Raw genomic sequence first — 15876 nt, 5'->3', positions numbered from 1 at the left:
TGCCAGCTATGCTTTATTATTTATTGTCCTTTGCTGTTTTTCGCCCCATATGCGAGATCAACGTCACAGGACGATTAATTCCATGAAACCGGATACTGTTGTCACCGCCGTTCTGGCGATGTGCCTGTTATTTTTGACATGGGCCATTGCGCAACGTGCTTTCGATGAAATGACACATTTGCGTGGTGGTGCCAGCGGACTTGCCTCGCCCGCTGTCTCCAATCAGCATCCTGCGGTAGATTGAAGCTGGATAAACTGATAACGCCTGTCAGACCGAGACCTCAAGGCTTGAGTGTTCTTTGAAGACTCAATGAAATTAAATTCGATAATTCGGCGTGGATATCTTTCCGCGATCTGCTGGTTTCCTCGCAAATCGGATCGATTTCCCCCACCGACTTGAGGAAAGCGCGCGCGTCTTCCTTGCACTCGGGCAGAAAACTGAAGTGATCCGCTCCTCGAACAGTGAGATAAGAGCTACCCGGTACCAACGCTGCCACATCATCGGCTTTGACTGACAATGGCACCTCACCTTCACTACCCAAGTTGATAAAACTCAAAGGAATTTTGATATTCTTGAGGCTATCTTCGTCATAGGCTTGAGCCATCCCTGGATCGACAAGCACCGCGGCTTTGACGCGCTCATCAAGGTTGGACTGCTCAAAGGCCGTTTGATCAACAGTGCGTAAATCGAGCTTTGGCACTGATATCGGCTCCATATTGGCAAAGCCGCGACCGCCGGCATACCATGCACAATCCCACTGCGTGTAAGTGTCGCAATATTTGGCATAAGCATCGAGATTTATGCGAGCGCCAGCAAGTTTCATTGACGCGGCACCACCAAGCGAAAATCCGACAACCCCGATCCGTTCTGCATCGATGTGAGACTTCCAGTCTGCGCGCTCAGTGAGATAACTGATAACGGTCGAAAGATCGTTAGTTCGCTTCCACAGTTTAGGCGTTTCAGCGGGGAGCGAGTCGCCTGATGTCGTGCCCGGATGGTTAGGTCCGGCAACGATAAAGCCCGCCTTGGCCAGATCCGTTGCAAGCCAGTTTATAGCTTCAGCACGCCCTCCCGAACCATGCGAGAGAATAACGAGAGGAAAACGATTAACTCCAAATGATGCATCTTTCGACGCAGTTGTCCCCTTAAAAATCCTATCGGCACCAAAGAGTTCAGGATTGCCTCCCCCTGAGGTGGGGTACCAGATCGTTACTGCCAGTTCTTGCCCCCGCATTACAGAAGGCACTTCAATGGTGCGAACGCCCACCTCTGCAGCCATCACAGCAGAACTTAAAAGGGCCGCACAGAGCGCGATGCCGGACCAAATGAAACGAATGTTACTCATCTTGTATCTCCGTGTTTGCAAGATGAGCCAGGTTTTTCAAATCTCCTCAGTTCTGGCGTTCTCAATCACGATTTAGGTCGTCCAGAATCGCGATATAGATCATTAATTGGCGATAGCCCGCCCTTTGATAGCGAGAACGCTTTTGCTCTTCGTACCATTGCCCTTTGTCGTTGCTCTACTGCAGTTTATTCTTCTGGTTACCATGTGGCGCTACCAGGGCAGAGCGACTGCAGGAAATCCGTTTCAGCTATTGGTCGCTTTGTGTGCGGTGCAATCAGCCGCGGTTGGCGTGCGCTGGGGGTACGGCGTCGAGGAAGTCCGCTATCTCATGCCGGTTGTTGCAAGCTGTCTGCCTCCGCTCATTTACGTTAGCTTTCGAAGCCTCGTTCACAATGATAGCAAATGTTTGAGCGATCGAAATCTCTGGAAAGTTGCAGTTTTCCCGGTAACAACAATATTCATATTGCTCATTGCACCTATATTTTTAGATGTCGCCTTGATCATTCTCTTCGTTGGTTTCTCTATTGCCCTGCTTACTCTTGCATGGGCCGGGCCTGATGCTCTGGATGAAGCACGATTTGACAGTGCGATTTCCGCTCATCGAGCGTTGATAATTGCGGCTGTCTCACTATGCATTTCCGCTTTATTCGACTTTGCAATTCTGATGGATTTCGGATGGGCAAACGGCAGAAATTCGGCGCTAATTGTGAGTAACGCCAATGTGCTCGGACTTTTGTTCGTAGGAATAACCGCATTGGTTGCAAGTCGATCCAAGCCAAATATTTTCAGTTGCAATGAACGCATCATCGATAAGAATGAGATTGAGCAGGACCGAGATACTTTGGCTCGCGTCGAAAACATGCTCACCCAGAACAAGCTCTACCTGGATGAAAACCTGACACTTGTTCGGTTGGCGCGAAAGGTCGGTTTACCCGCGCGACAAATATCGGGCAGTATCAACCGGCTAACAGGCAAGAATGTCTCGCAATATATCAATGATTTTCGTATTGCCGAGGCCTGTCGACTTCTACGGGAAACCGAGATGTCAGTAACGATGATTATGTTGGAGTCGGGCTTTCAAACGAAATCGAATTTCAATCGCGAGTTTCGCCGCGTGACATCGTTAAATCCCGCTTCGTGGCGGAGTCAGATCGGCGCAGAAGAAAGAAAACTCAAGCTCCCAGCTTAAAGTCTAATTCACGCTCACTTTAACATTCAACACAAAATATTTGCTCACTGGGTAATCGCCGTGCGGGAAGCTGTTTAAACCTTGTTTCCCGTCGGTTGCATCATGCCGATTCTCCCGCGCGTCTGTATGCACGTCGAAGCTTTATCGGTCGAATAAATCTGTCAGAGAATTTGTAGAACGAGTTTAAGGCTGGCATATGTGCGGTTACCCCGCCACAGACTTGGGTGTGTGTTCATACCACAACAGGCGTATGGTGTAAGGACGGGAGGCTCCTCAGAAATATCTAGGAGATCATCATGAATGCCCAGTCACTGCTCATTGCTATTTGTCTGTCGTTAATACACGCAGCTACGGCCTCTACAGGTTCAAACATCACATTTGAGAGCACTGCCACATTTCCAGCTGTTCATCCGGCTAAAACTATCATCCCTATGAGAACACCAGCAAAGCCAGCAGACGCAAAGCAGCCAAACTGTCAGTATCAGACTATGTCACAATGCTTGTCAGCCTGCGGGACTGGTCTGTGCATGTGGTGCTCAGGCAATGGAAAATATGCATGCGTTCCGAAGGCATGACCTTTGAAGCGAGAAATCGGTGGATGGAAGAAACGGTGGATGCGGTTTAATCGTGGTTGGGCTCCACACCCGACCGCATCGCGCGGCGGGGGTGATGCCTGAAAACGCGATGCAGCGGCACCTACTGCGAACAGAAGGCCCAACTTATAGATGGGGATAGTTGGGCATGACTACAATGAGAATTGCAACTGGCGGCACGATAGAGCAACTAGACACCAGCCTCACCAATAAGCGGCAGTGACCAATTTTAAATTGGGTATACGAGCGGCCCCAAGCGTGCTTGGCAATTGGGCAAGGCATCGATCAAAGATCGCGGTATTGCCGGCTCCATTCAAAATCTATCCGATTTTTTGGGGAGGAGCCTTACAGTGGCCGTGGAAATTATCCAGCACTTCACCACCATCAGATGGTTTAAGTTGAGGCGTTCGTCCGCGAAAGAGGATCGCCGATTGCGTCCGAGAGGAAAACTGATCATTTCCTATTCTAAAAGCGGTTCATCGCCAGGGAGCGCCTAGGTGGGACGTGGCAAAGCCGAAGAATCGGATGCCAGTGAAGTTTTACACTACGTTTGGCAATAATTACCAAACCGGGCGTCACGCTACCGGCAGCCAACAGAAGAAGCTCGTTCGAGACGATGAGTTTAACGACTTCTCGTCACGTTAATCTTTTTATGCGCTTGAAAAAGAAAATGGCGGAGGGGGTGTCCTAAGAATTATTCTTATAAACAATTGATAAATATTCTCTTATTTTTTGGCAATGCATTTTCGTATCCGCTTCTGTATCCGACTATTTCGGCGACCATCAACGGCTTATAAAATTGTGGAGATTAGAAATAACTTGGTTGGGTTGGGTGCAGTCGGCGTGCAACCGCACTATTCCGTAGGTCATTTAATTCAATTAGATAGGGGTATGCTCGCAAATCATTGTATCACAATTAGTAACTCTATATGCGACCCTTACGATGCTCCATTAGTTCCACCTTACTACTCGATTTGATCTAGATCCTCAACAAAACGATCACAAATCCACAGGCCCTGCCAAAAAAAATCGGCAAATTTGATCATTTTAACTATGCAGGCACAATTGCGCCCGACCTAGGGCACGCGTTACTAATCGGTCGAAATAAATCTCATAGCCCAAACTTCCAATTGACATTCAGACAGTTGGCATAAATCAATCGGTTCTGTGGGCACATATGGGGGCGGGAAAATGGAACTCGAATTTTATAGATCGTACAAGGCTATCAAGGCATTTCCCAAGGTAGTAGTACCACCTTTTTGCGTAGTTATTGGAATAAACGGCAGCGGCAAGACCCAATTATTGCAGGCTATTAGCAACGGATCCGTTCGCAATAGTATTGCGACTGAACCCCGCCAATCACACCAACATACTATCCCGCATGTTCGCTATTTGCATTCAACTGCTTTGCATTCCAGTTTTTCGGTGCCGACTAACAACAGGCAATCTCAAAATAGCGAAGTGATACATTTTCAACCGTTCGTCGAAGCGCGACGTGCGCGATTGGAGCCATTTCTAAGCCAGTTGGAGGGGATAGTTGGCCAGCCAGTTCCAGAGCTCATCAACGGAGTTTCGGTTTGGGAAACAGCCCCCTCCAACCTCGCAAAACATTATCAGATAGGGGAACTAATCGGCGAAATCGAAGCGGTATTCAATGAAGCCGAGTCCAGCTTGCTACAGAAACCTACTATTCCCCCAACTCAGTGGCGCGCTCCCTCTGCCCCTGATCCACTTGCAGGCGCTCAGAAGCTTTGTGACCGTGTCGGTCTCTCTATATTAACACTAAATCAACAGCAAACCGAATTATATCAACACTGGGGCGATGATGATCTGTTTTCCATCAATCTTGCTGATGTGTTCCACAAATACCGAGATGTGCAGCTTCGAAATTGGATGCTGTTGAAGGCGGACGAAATTAATGCGACGACGACAGGTATAGGACAGGAAGAATTTCTGGAGCGATTTGGACAGGCGCCGTGGGACCTAATTAATCAAAACCTGAGAGCATTTTCTCTTCCTTATGAGTTGACCAGTCCATACCTCGCCGATTTCAAGCAGAGCCCAATCACATTTCGCCGTAAGGATGACGGCACGGATATTTCATTCGCGGATCTATCATCAGGCGAAAGAATGCTTGCTCAGTTTGCTATTTCGTCTTTCCAGTTTGATGAAACATTTATGACCATCACGCGACCTAAGGTTCTGCTTCTAGACGAGATGGACTCGTCGTTGCATCCTGAAATGACCCACCGATGGTTGAAAGTGATAGAGAACATTTTTGTTGAAGAACAAGAGATGCATTGCATAGTAACGACGCATTCTCCAACAACCGTTGCACTTACGCCAGAGAACGCTTTGTATGAAATGCGTGGAGCAAATGAAGGGCTAGTTAAAATTAGCAAGCAGGAAGCCTTGAATAAGCTAACCTTCGGTGTGCCTACCCTTTCAATAGATTATCAGAGTAGACGCCAGGTTTTTGCAGAAAGCGATACTGACGCTGAGATCTATGAACGATTGTACAGCATAATCAAGTCTCACATTAACTGCCCTATGGAATTGAATTTTATTTCGACTGGTATCAGAAATAAACATGGCGTCGAGACGAACAGCGGGTGCACAATTGTCCGAAAACTAGTAAATGATATGACTTCCTCAGGAAATCGCAGCGTTTTTGGCATCGTTGACTGGGACGGAGAAACCGTATCGACTGACAGAGTGAAAGTCATAGCAGAAGGAATTAGAGACGGAGTTGAAAATGTTCTTCTCGATCCGCTTCTAATTTGCTTGTTACTGATGAAATACACGAAGGCTCCCAGTGATATACTGGATATCAGTAAATTCGTAGCCGTCGCACAGCTAAGTTCTTCAAACATCCAACGCCTAGTTGATTCAATACAGCGTTCGTTATTTTGCTTGATACCAACAGAGTTGATTACAGTTAAGTATGCTGGTGGAATGACTGCTCAAGTTTCCAAAGAATATCTATCCATCGACGACCATGAATTAGAGAGAAGGTTGTGCGAAAATTTCCCATTTCTGAACAAATGGGCAGCAGGAGGCCGTGGAAAATTGAGCAAAGCTATAGTCGATGAGGTCCTTGTCGAGTACACGGAGTTCTGTCCTCAAGAAATCGTTAGTGTTTTTGAAAGCATCTCACAGACGTCCGTTTAGGATTTACCATAAATTATGACCTGACCTATTTTGCGAAACTATATCTCAGTCGCACAGAGAAAATTAGCACGACGCAGCTGATATGATTTGATTGTCCTATTTATTTGTCAGTTTCATTCTGGCAGATCAAACCAATCAATTGTCGCGGCTACACCGGCACATAACCAGACGAATGAGTTGTAAGGGGCGGGGTCCCGGAGGTTCTACACAAAGCGAGGCAATTCAATCGCTTGCGGAAAAGTAGGACAGGAACGGGCCGTATGATTTGATTATGTTTTTCAAATCGCTTGCCCCACCGCACAAACAAAAAACCCCGCCAAAGCGGGGTTGTAGACATTCATAATCAACTCAACGATAAAAGCGCCGAAATATGACTAAGAGCTTTTGTTTTCTTTATTGCGAAAACTGCGAATACAAGTGGCGGGCCAACGTCAACCAACAAAAACGAGATTGTCTTTAATGATCTGAACGCAACATCAAGCTTAAAACGGGTGGATGAAATAAATCTTTTGTAATCCCTAAACTCAACCCCAGGCGGAACCATTCGATCATCGCTGACCGAATGAAAATCCCCGGAATCCAGCCGCTCTTTAATGTCATCAAGTTTAGCTTTATAGCCTTCAATTCTGCTTTCAATAGCTTCGAGCAGCCAGCAACGGCTGACAGAGATCAACGACACGGCACGTGAGGCAACCGGCTCAATCATCCAAGGTATGCTAAATGGCGAAAACGCTGCTGAATCGCTCGCTAACGCTCTTAGCAATGTTGCGGATCGTCTTTTGAATGATGTTCTCGACGCTATTTTCAAAGTCAACAATGCAGGCGGCGGCGGTATCCTTGGCGGCATCCTGAGCATGTTTGGTGGCGGTGGCGGAGTAAATCTCGATCCTTGGTCTGGTCTACGTGGCTTCAATGACGGCGGATACACAGGCCCGGGAGGCGTTAAACAGCCAGCCGGTGTTGTTCACAAGGGCGAAGTTGTTTGGTCGCAAAACGATGTGCGCAAGGCTGGCGGTATTGCCACTGTGGAAGCGATGCGTCGTGGCGTTCGTGGCTATGACGTGGGTGGAGCGCCGGGGTTTCAATCCTTTAGAGTGCCTTCCATGCCTGTGCTGCAAGCTGCACAACAGCCGAAGGAAGTTCGCGTCCAGCCTCAAATTAACATTAGCATTGCCGCCAATGGTGACGAGACCATCCGCGCCATTGTCAGTGATGCCGTTAATCAGGGACTACGCCAATACGATAAATCAGGTCCAATGCGCTTCGCGCGGGATAGCAAGCAGGCATCGAGGCGGGGGTTAGTGCGCTAACCATTCGGCACCCTTCGGGGTGCCTTTTCTAATTTCAGGAGGCAATATGGCTTTTCACAATTTCTTTCCAGGCGCAGCAACGCTTTAGGAGGAGCGGCCTTCGGGCCGTTCATATACCGGTTATGAATAGTCTTAAGAATGAACGTCGAGCGTCTATTGCATTCTTGAGCTTTTCGGCGGCAAATCTCTTATTTGCATCTTCTGGAGTTTCCAATGGTCCAAATGATGCGGCTAGACTTTGAGCTATATTAACAAATGTGCCACCCGTAGGCTTCGGAATGGTCTTTCCTGCTATCGCGTCACCCAACAATCTGAGAGCGTAAGCAGATGTCGGATCAAGAGCTAAAGCCAGTGCATCTATTTCAGCTTGTGTGGGTTCCGGTTGCTTTCCCATGTATGATTGCAAAATCTTTGTGGCCCATCCCGACTCTACATAACGTAAGGCAATAGCTTGCGCATGGTTCATAGCAGATAATTCCGAGAGAAATGGTAATCTTGCACTCTGTTCGTGTTGTCGTCGTGTTTCTTTTAATTGCTCAATAGCAAACGCTACGGGCACCAACACAAACAAACTGCCTATCAGAGTTTGGTAACGATACACTCAGTAATCAATTGCACCGTGCGGAACTTGAACGTCATTACTAGGTTTCAATCCCCATATAGAACCTAGAACTAACCCGAACAGAAGCGCATAAATAATAAAAGCTATAATCAGAACGATGCCCGAGTATTCACGATTTGTAGAAAATTTCTTTAACACGCTGCCCCCAGCACACAGTAATTTAAAGACAAGAAACTTCATCCACAGTCATCATACACGTCCGACACGGTTTATCTTGTCAGTTTAAATTGGTCGGTGCACAATGACAGCGTGCCCCAACGGGAAATGGCGCCAACCATTTCCCGCCTGCGGGTACAGCTCCAACTAGCATTTGGTTCGCGGGATATGTCACTTTCCAGGGCGACCCCGCGAGCCGCTAGTGAAATCAATATCTCACAAAACATATTTGTGCGCCCTTCCCAGCCAAGCTAAAGGCATGGACTTCCACAGAAGTTATGTTCTTGTTTTGTTCGATTACGAGATATGACAACGCGAGCGTCGGCGTTCGGGGCGCTCTGCAATTTTCCCGTTAAAAACCCAGCACGCAACACCCGCGATGCTTGCCGTTGGTGTCCGCGTCGGCCATCATTCTAAGTGGCGGTATCGAGGCGGTAAATAATCAAAATCTATCAGAAAGGTTCAATTACATGACCACAGTCGAATACACAGCTTCTCTCTCTTGCGGCAAATGTGGCACCAAGGGAGTAAATATTGAAGACAAGGAAAACGACGAATCCCTTGTCTTTTGCAAAAATCCGGATTGCGAAACGACCTTTGGAACGTGGGGCGAAGTGAAAGCACGGGCGAGGTCAGCGGCGGCCATGCAAGCGAAAGATGATGTGCGCGCCGCATTCCGTAAGGCGTTTAAAAAGCCCTAAGCAACATGGGGCAGCTTCAGCTGCCCTTTATTTTGTTAGATTTACGATCAGATCACCTGCTCCGATCAAGACAAGAGCGAACGTCAGTACAGCCAAGATTATTTGCTGGATTACATTGTCGCGATGACGACGAAAATCTGTTTCATATTTTGAGAGGGTACTCAGCCCTTGACCAGTTATACGGTAGTTTTGCATTCCATCCTTCTCGAGATCACCGCTTTTGTGCAGAGAGTCGAATACTAAACTGTAATAGTTCATAAGCTTTTTATTGTCTGGGTGGTGAACCCACCTTGATGTGTAAATTTGCTCAATTAGAGTAAAGGAATTTTGATACGATCTAATGTCGTCAATATTGTTATTTAAGATCATTTGCAAAACTTTATATCTATCAATGTTTGCAAGTTTCATTTTATTGTATTTGCGCTGCTTAAGATTATCGATAACAACGTAAAATAAATAGAATCTAGTATAATGATGAAATAGAGCTTTAAACGCGTGATCGTATTTAAATCTAAACCCCTTATAATAATGAACGAAATAAACTTTAAATCGCGCTAGTTGAGAGTTCTGAATTTGATCTTGAATTCCCCCACGATCAAATCTCTCTTCATCAAAACGAAGACCTTCAAGTGCTTGCTGCTTCCTGCCTTCAATCACGTATTCAGATGAGTTATCTGGCTCAATCAGTTTTAAAGAATAGCAATTATTCTTCAGACTTTCTGGAGGAGATAGGTATATTCTTCCCCCCTTGATTGGGCGCTTAAGAGTTATCCGTGCAAGCCATCGAATACAGATTCGGCGAGTAAAAGACATTTTCGTGGGCCGCTATTTGACAGACTTATAGCATTCGAGCTCGATTTTATTGCGGAACGCGTCGACCGCCTCTTGCTTGGCGCCATCAGACCCATACGCAGGTTCGTTATATGCAGCCATGACGACATTGCGCTCTCTCGTATCATCAGCACTTCCGGCAGCAATTTCCATCACTCGACTCATTGGCGCCTCGTCCTGACGAAGCTCCATAATCTTGGCAGCCAACCCGCCCCAGCCTGCACATAGCTTATCGGTGCTGGCCTTATCATCAGCCCATGCGCTGGTTGCTGTCAGTAATGCCGAGATGAGAATGAGACGTTTCATGATGCCCTCTGATTTGAGGGCAATGTAGATCGGGATCGGAAATCGGGCAAGTTACCCCAGAAAGACCTTTCAATATTTCCAGTGTAAAGCTCTACTCCTGTGTAAATCGGCTTCTAGATGTAATGGCTACGGCCGACTGTATGTGGACCTTCCCAATAGCACGACACTCGTCTAGAAGTCAGTTCAAGGAAATAAGCCCGGGGGCGAGAGTTGGTATTCTTTCTTAAAAATCTCTTGAAGGGGATGTCAACGAGAGCGAAGTGGTCAACATTAACCAGGGTTGGTAATTCATACATTGTTCGCTTGACAATCGTGGCGCCGTTCGTAGGTGGGCTACTGATATTTAACCAAAACGTTATCGATGTTCTCGATTTTTCAACTGTTTTTCTGGATGCTGTAGGCATTGCTAATGGCACCAGTGGCATCAGTTCATATGCGCTTGCTAAACTATACTACATATATTTTGGATTATTTTTCTTAGGTGTAGGGTCAATCCTATATTCTCTTTATTGCCCGGAAAAAATCGCAAAGTTCCCTTTTTCAGACGATTATAACAGGTCTCGTCTCGGTCTAAATTCGCCAACTCTTTGCATTTCTTCGTTTGAGACAATTGCAGAAGCATACGCCCGAGATGCAGACGTCCTTGAGTGGCGTTCAAAAACCTTTCGAGATGGATTAGCATACAGTGATGAGCTTGGCCAATTAACTTACTCACTTCTGATGCGTATTTATGGCGATCATGAATGGGAGCAGAATGAGCCTGAAGCTCATGATTTTGTTGCACCTAGAACGGACGACATCGAAGACGACGGGGTGTATAGACTTGGCACCGTATCTACTCATTATGTTATGCCGAACGGTTACATAAGTGTAGACAACATGGCCAAAGATATCGTTTCGGCGCCGAGAATTATGTGGCGAATCACAATCCCCCTAAAAGAAGGATCTTTTAAATTTCAGAGCGATGTATACCATCTAAGTTACATGGTCGATGACTTATCTTTGCCAACACAACGACTTCTGTGTATTTTCGCCTATTTATTTGGTTTCATAATATTGCTAATTCCATCTATAGAGACCTTTTTAAGAATTTCAGTAAATTTATTCAATTGAAATCATCGTTAATATTATAATTATCCAATCTTAATTATACGAGGACTTCACACCACCCCTCACCTTAATATATTACTCTTTGTTATGAAATAATACTATTCCAGTGCGATAAGATTCATTAATAAATTCCATCCCAGCGGCCGTAAAGGCCTGTTCTATTGCTTTTAGGGTACTAACACGGGTGTCGGTTTGACCCTTTTCTACGTTTTTCACGCTCATCTCTGAGATGTTCGCAGCCGCCGCTAAGTCGGTCTGCTTCCAGTTGAGAAACGCTCTCGCAGCGCGGATTTGATCTGATGTAATCATAAACCAAGCATAGGCTTTTACGGCTTTTAGAGCAATAAAAATAACCCTGCCGGTTATTTTTATAGACGAGAAAGACACAACCGAAAGCCGCTGCACTATGCCGACCGACATCACGAAGATCAACATTTCGAAGCGCTTCGACCGAAACTGCAAGGTGTACGCGTTTGACGTGAAGATTGACGGTGTGACGGTGAAGTCTACCACGAAGTTTCTAAGCACACCGCATTCAAGCTGATCATGCAAGCCGAAGACGTTGCTAGCGAACTCGATATGGTCGTTACGGTTCATGGCCAGAATTATCTGACTGCGGCTTAAGCAGAGCGCGCCGCCTTCACACCCTAAAATCACCGAGGAGACCAACATGCCACGCACAACCGCGCCGGTAAACGGCAAAGCTACGTCTAATGACCCGCTAGAAGTTGCCAGAGAGGCGTTCTTCGAGCTCGACGACGCATTCGGCCGTTTAGATGCCGCCATCCGCGTTATGGACATGTTGACTGAAGATCTGCCTCAAAACCTTGGCACCGTGGCACTTCACGATAAACACCGTGAAATTGCTAACATTCTGCGGGCAGCTTGGCCTGTCGTGGTGGGGAGGCCTGCATGACCAACAATCAAACGACCTTCTACGACATAAGCAATAACGTGTCAGAGTTAAAAGCCCTGGCCGATACTCTGGTCTATCTGGACATGGGTGACCGCGAATTGTGTGAGCGCGCCTATCCTTATCTAATTCGTATCCTTGCCGATAAAGTCGACGCTCTAGACAACGCGCATGACCAGCTTGAAACCGAGCTAATCGCGTTGAGGTGTGGGGGGGCCGGAGCATGACGGAGCAATACGAGGCCATAATAGATCATCTCATAGCGACCAACGAAGACGGTGAACGCGGGGCTATCAGGTCGCTTCTTTCAATACATGAAGTGCTTGTCAAAGACGTGGCCAACAAGGTGGATAACACTCAAGCCGAGCTTTTCACCTTAACACTGCTAGTCCGTGACGGCATTCAGAACGGCTTTAACACGAAAGCGCTAGAACTGGCCTGTGGTCGTGCTGAGGATGCCCTGTCAGCCATGAGTGAGCAACAGTGATGGCCTTGGCATCATTCATCATCGGCTGCGTCTGTGGCATTGTAGGCTCGTGGGCTGCAATAGCTGTCGTTATCTATACCGATCCGCGCCGACGCTAAAAGTTTCGGTCCCGTAGCTCAGCTGGATAAAGCACCGGCCTTCTAAGCCGGTTGTCGTAGGTTCGAACCCTACCGGGATCGCCACAAACCCGGCCTTACCAGCCGGACCAGTAATGTGCACTTTTTGCACATTACAACCGAACAAGATGAATCGGCGGCGACCAACCGCTTGTTGACTAACCACGACGATAACAAAACTCAATCAGATGCCGCTATAAGCAAATTTGAATAATCGCTCGAGACACGAATCACGGCAAATGTCAGTCTTCTGAGGCGGTTGTTATTTAATCTAAAGGGGGGAGTGAATTGTTGAAAAGAATATTTACCGCATTTTTTGTATTCGCCACTACCGGCATTGCTCATTCGGAGTTGCAATTAAGTTCTGCCGAAGAACGGATGAAGCTTCACAACTCATATGCTGTACTTTGTTTCGATAAGCCAGGCTACGTAAGAGAACACAGCAAAGGATATATGAAAACCTATAACGCCATTGCAGAAGAAAAAGGCTTGGACGTCGCGATAATCTCTATGAAAAAATCACAAATCCAAGGCGATGCGTTAGCGAAAGGCGTCACCGCGAACGGGAACGTTATGGAGTTCTGCAAAAAGGGGAATGAACTGTTCAATATTTTGCGGTGAAACCGAGAGAAATAATTCACCAAGAAAAATCTATTCTTTCGCGGTTATGGCAACCGATGAAAACCGTCGAAAAATTCAATGAAATCAATGGTAATGGCGGAGGGGGTGGGATTCGAACCCACGGTACGATCTCTCGCACGCCGGTTTTCAAGACCGGTGCCTTAAACCGCTCGGCCACCCCTCCGCATCTGCACGAAGCAGATGTGAACGTCTCTTTATCGTTATCAAACAGCAGCGTCAATCTGCCACTTGATGTCATCCTCGATTAAATGACTGATAGTCTTGCTCTTCATATTGATGAAGCATAAACTTGAGCATAACAGTCATAAAGAAAAGGGAACGTATGAGCCTGGAATCGGTCAAGGCGTTTTTCGCAGACAAGGCACCCGAAATCGCGGTGATTGAACTGCCAACCAGTACGGCGACAGTCGCCCTAGCCGCCGAGGCACATGGTGTGGAACCGGGACAGATCGCAAAGACACTGTCATTTGCAGCGAAAAATCAGACCATACTTATTGTAACGCGGGGAGATGCGCGTATCGATAATCGCAAGTTCAAGGATCAGTTCGGAAGCAAGCCGCGCATGTTGGATGCAGAAAGCGTCTTGAATGAAACAAGTCACCCGGTCGGCGGTGTTTGCCCGTTTGGATTGCCCAGTGCCCTACCCGTTTACTGCGATTTGTCGCTCAAGGATTTCGACGAAGTTGTTCCGGCGGCCGGGGCTACAAACAGTGCAGTGCGGATCGCTCCCCAGAAAATGGCCGAGCTTGTTTCGGCCGAATGGATTGATGTTTGCCAGTAAGGCAAGTGTTGACCTTATTATCTAATCGCGATGACGTGATGAAATGATGTGATTTTTTGCCCTTTAAAGGTGAGAAAACACTTCATATATTTTAAGAATAGTTCTAAAGTGGATTCGAAGTGAATGCACTCGCTTGGCACATATCCCTGAAATCTCTGGGCTCCGGAGGTGCCTGATGGGGTTGTGACGTAACCAACAGCAGAGTTTTCCGTGGGTAGGCCCATCAGGAAGGCTTGAGGATGTGCTGAAAGGAATAATCAATGCGTCTTACTCGTCAGACGAATTATGCCATTCGCATGCTTATGTATTGTGCCGCCAATGACGGCAAACTGAGCCGCGTTCCGGAAATTGCCCGCGCTTATGGCGTTTCGGAGCTTTTCCTCTTCAAGATTTTGCAGCCGCTTGTGGAAAACGGACTGGTTGAGACTGTTCGCGGCCGTAACGGCGGTGTGCGTCTCGGACGCGCCGCTAAGGATATCTCGCTTTTCGATGTCGTGCGCGTGACCGAAGAAAACTTCGCCATGGCAGAATGCTTCGAAAACGAGGCAACAGAATGTCCACTTGTCGATAGCTGTGGTCTCAACTCAGCCCTGCGTGAAGCACTCAATGCGTTCTTCGGCGTATTGATGAAATACAGCATCTCGGATCTGGTTAAGGCGCGTCCGAATGTTCGCGTGCTTCTCGGACTTGATGAAGATCTCGAAGTGGAACGCGTTGCCAGCTGAATTGCAGGTTGGTTGAATAGAAAAAGGCTGAGAACCGGGCAGGTTCTCAGCCTTTTTGTTTGTGTCAAACATTTTAGATTGCCGAGGCATAGGCCGATTGTGGCAACACGAATGGCACGCCTTGCGCTGGCGGCACACCGACCCTGAGAGAACATTCATAGACCCGCTCCAACCGATCATCAGTCAGCGCATGTTGTGGCGTGCCTATAGTATCAAGTTTGCCGTTGTGCATGACAGCGATACTGTCAGCGAACATCGCAGTCAGATTGAGATCGTGAAGGATAGCAATAACGCCGCCGCCAGCCGCTGCGAAATCGCGTGCTATTTCCATAACTGTGATCTGATGCTTTATATCGAGGCTCGAAATAGGCTCATCCAGGAACAGATAACGCGGTCTTCCATCCACGACTGGCTTCCAGACCTGACAGAGGACGCGTGCAAGCTGCACTCGTTGCTGTTCACCACCCGAAAGCTCCTGATAAAGCCTGCCGCTGAAGCCTGCGAGATCAACCTTCTGCAAAGCAAGATCGGGCAACTTTTCCTGCTCTGCACCAGTTACGCCGCTGAAACCACCCGTCAAACCGATATGGACGATCTCGCGAACAGTAAATGGAAAAGACAAAGCGCTGGCTTGGGGCAGCACAGCCCGACGCGCGGCCATGCGCCAAGGCTTTATCCCTGCAAAATCCTCGCCATCCAGATATGCAGAACCCGTATGAGAAATATCACCAGAAAGCGCGCGCAGCAGCGTCGTCTTGCCCGAGCCGTTAGGCCCAACAATTGCTGTCACCTCGCCAGGACGCGCAACAAAATTTATATTCTCTATGATCAGCTTATTGCCGATAGATACACTTAGGTTTTTGGTTTCGATCATTCC

At 47.5% G+C, this 15876-nt stretch carries 19 protein-coding genes and 2 tRNA genes; 13 read left to right on the top strand and 8 right to left on the bottom strand.

Annotated features, from left to right (window positions below; genetic code table 11):
- Nucleotides 1–82 precede the first annotated feature (82 nt).
- Nucleotides 83–244, top strand: a complete 162-nt coding sequence (locus KMS41_14180; protein ID QWK80053.1) for a hypothetical protein — start codon at nt 83–85, stop codon at nt 242–244.
- A 37-nt stretch (nt 245–281) separates the two neighbouring features.
- Here KMS41_14180 and KMS41_14175 read toward each other — a convergent pair whose 3' ends face one another.
- Nucleotides 282–1346, bottom strand: a complete 1065-nt coding sequence (locus tag KMS41_14175; GenBank protein QWK80052.1) for a dienelactone hydrolase family protein — start codon at nt 1344–1346, stop codon at nt 282–284.
- Nucleotides 1347–1488: 142 nt separating this feature from the next.
- On the opposite strand from KMS41_14175, the gene KMS41_14170 reads away from it, so the two are divergent.
- A complete protein-coding gene (locus KMS41_14170) occupies nt 1489–2535 on the top strand; it encodes an AraC family transcriptional regulator (GenBank protein QWK80051.1) in 1047 nt (348 codons plus the stop codon).
- Between the two features lie 1784 nt (nt 2536–4319).
- Nucleotides 4320–6299, top strand: a complete 1980-nt coding sequence (locus tag KMS41_14165) for an AAA family ATPase (GenBank protein ID QWK80050.1) — start codon at nt 4320–4322, stop codon at nt 6297–6299.
- Between the two features lie 343 nt (nt 6300–6642).
- On the opposite strand, the gene KMS41_14160 is transcribed toward KMS41_14165, so the two are convergent.
- Nucleotides 6643–7005: a hypothetical protein gene (locus KMS41_14160; GenBank protein QWK80049.1), complete on the bottom strand. Its 363-nt coding sequence runs from the start codon at nt 7003–7005 to the stop codon at nt 6643–6645.
- A 7-nt stretch (nt 7006–7012) separates the two neighbouring features.
- On the opposite strand from KMS41_14160, the gene KMS41_14155 reads away from it, so the two are divergent.
- Nucleotides 7013–7609: a hypothetical protein gene (locus tag KMS41_14155; protein ID QWK80048.1), complete on the top strand. Its 597-nt coding sequence runs from the start codon at nt 7013–7015 to the stop codon at nt 7607–7609.
- A 109-nt stretch (nt 7610–7718) separates the two neighbouring features.
- Here KMS41_14155 and KMS41_14150 read toward each other — a convergent pair whose 3' ends face one another.
- Entirely contained in the window at nt 7719–8210 is a 492-nt protein-coding gene (locus tag KMS41_14150; GenBank protein ID QWK80047.1) for a hypothetical protein, read from the bottom strand.
- Nucleotides 8211–8857: 647 nt separating this feature from the next.
- Between KMS41_14150 and KMS41_14145 the strand changes: the two genes are divergently transcribed.
- The gene (locus KMS41_14145; protein ID QWK80046.1) at nt 8858–9088 is read left to right on the top strand and encodes a hypothetical protein; all 231 of its coding nucleotides are present in this window, start codon (nt 8858–8860) and stop codon (nt 9086–9088) included.
- Nucleotides 9089–9115: 27 nt separating this feature from the next.
- On the opposite strand, the gene KMS41_14140 is transcribed toward KMS41_14145, so the two are convergent.
- Together KMS41_14140 and KMS41_14135 are read right to left on the bottom strand one after the other, a co-directional pair.
- The gene (locus KMS41_14140; protein ID QWK80045.1) at nt 9116–9901 is read right to left on the bottom strand and encodes a hypothetical protein; all 786 of its coding nucleotides are present in this window, start codon (nt 9899–9901) and stop codon (nt 9116–9118) included.
- 12 nt (nt 9902–9913) lie between these two features.
- Nucleotides 9914–10225 (bottom strand): hypothetical protein, encoded by a 312-nt coding sequence (locus tag KMS41_14135; protein ID QWK80044.1) that lies wholly within the window; start codon nt 10223–10225, stop codon nt 9914–9916.
- Nucleotides 10226–10435: 210 nt separating this feature from the next.
- Here KMS41_14135 and KMS41_14130 point away from each other — a divergent pair, with 210 nt between their 5' ends.
- Complete coding sequence (locus tag KMS41_14130) at nt 10436–11338, top strand: hypothetical protein (GenBank protein QWK80043.1); 903 nt, start codon at nt 10436–10438, stop codon at nt 11336–11338.
- 72 nt (nt 11339–11410) lie between these two features.
- Here the strand turns inward: KMS41_14130 and KMS41_14125 are convergent, their stop codons facing one another.
- Complete coding sequence (locus KMS41_14125) at nt 11411–11755, bottom strand: helix-turn-helix transcriptional regulator (protein QWK80256.1); 345 nt, start codon at nt 11753–11755, stop codon at nt 11411–11413.
- A gap of 250 nt (nt 11756–12005) precedes the next feature.
- On the opposite strand from KMS41_14125, the gene KMS41_14120 reads away from it, so the two are divergent.
- From KMS41_14120 to KMS41_14100, 5 genes are all read left to right on the top strand, one after another.
- Nucleotides 12006–12251, top strand: a complete 246-nt coding sequence (locus tag KMS41_14120) for a hypothetical protein (GenBank protein ID QWK80042.1) — start codon at nt 12006–12008, stop codon at nt 12249–12251.
- A complete protein-coding gene (locus KMS41_14115) occupies nt 12248–12475 on the top strand; it encodes a hypothetical protein (GenBank protein QWK80041.1) in 228 nt (75 codons plus the stop codon). Before KMS41_14120 ends, KMS41_14115 begins: the two co-directional genes overlap by 4 nt.
- Nucleotides 12472–12735 carry a hypothetical protein gene (locus tag KMS41_14110; GenBank protein ID QWK80040.1) on the top strand — a complete coding sequence of 88 codons (264 nt, stop codon included), beginning with the start codon at nt 12472–12474 and terminating at the stop codon, nt 12733–12735. The genes KMS41_14115 and KMS41_14110 overlap by 4 nt, the downstream gene beginning before the upstream one ends.
- Before the next feature lie 105 nt (nt 12736–12840).
- Nucleotides 12841–12917, top strand: a tRNA-Arg gene (locus tag KMS41_14105).
- A 225-nt stretch (nt 12918–13142) separates the two neighbouring features.
- Nucleotides 13143–13472: a hypothetical protein gene (locus KMS41_14100; protein ID QWK80039.1), complete on the top strand. Its 330-nt coding sequence runs from the start codon at nt 13143–13145 to the stop codon at nt 13470–13472.
- Nucleotides 13473–13566: 94 nt separating this feature from the next.
- On the opposite strand, the gene KMS41_14095 is transcribed toward KMS41_14100, so the two are convergent.
- A tRNA-Ser gene (locus KMS41_14095) sits at nt 13567–13656 on the bottom strand.
- 159 nt (nt 13657–13815) lie between these two features.
- Here KMS41_14095 and KMS41_14090 point away from each other — a divergent pair.
- Together KMS41_14090 and rirA are read left to right on the top strand one after the other, a co-directional pair.
- Nucleotides 13816–14274 carry a YbaK/EbsC family protein gene (locus KMS41_14090; protein QWK80038.1) on the top strand — a complete coding sequence of 153 codons (459 nt, stop codon included), beginning with the start codon at nt 13816–13818 and terminating at the stop codon, nt 14272–14274.
- Between the two features lie 260 nt (nt 14275–14534).
- Nucleotides 14535–14999 (top strand): iron-responsive transcriptional regulator RirA, encoded by a 465-nt coding sequence (rirA, locus tag KMS41_14085; protein QWK80037.1) that lies wholly within the window; start codon nt 14535–14537, stop codon nt 14997–14999.
- 73 nt (nt 15000–15072) lie between these two features.
- Here rirA and KMS41_14080 read toward each other — a convergent pair whose 3' ends face one another.
- Nucleotides 15073–15873: a heme ABC transporter ATP-binding protein gene (locus tag KMS41_14080; protein ID QWK80036.1), complete on the bottom strand. Its 801-nt coding sequence runs from the start codon at nt 15871–15873 to the stop codon at nt 15073–15075.
- Nucleotides 15874–15876: the final 3 nt, after the last annotated feature.

The organism is Ochrobactrum sp. BTU1 (assembly GCA_018798825.1).
Classification (GTDB): domain Bacteria; phylum Pseudomonadota; class Alphaproteobacteria; order Rhizobiales; family Rhizobiaceae; genus Brucella.
This window is presented reverse-complemented; position numbering and strand designations above follow the sequence as displayed.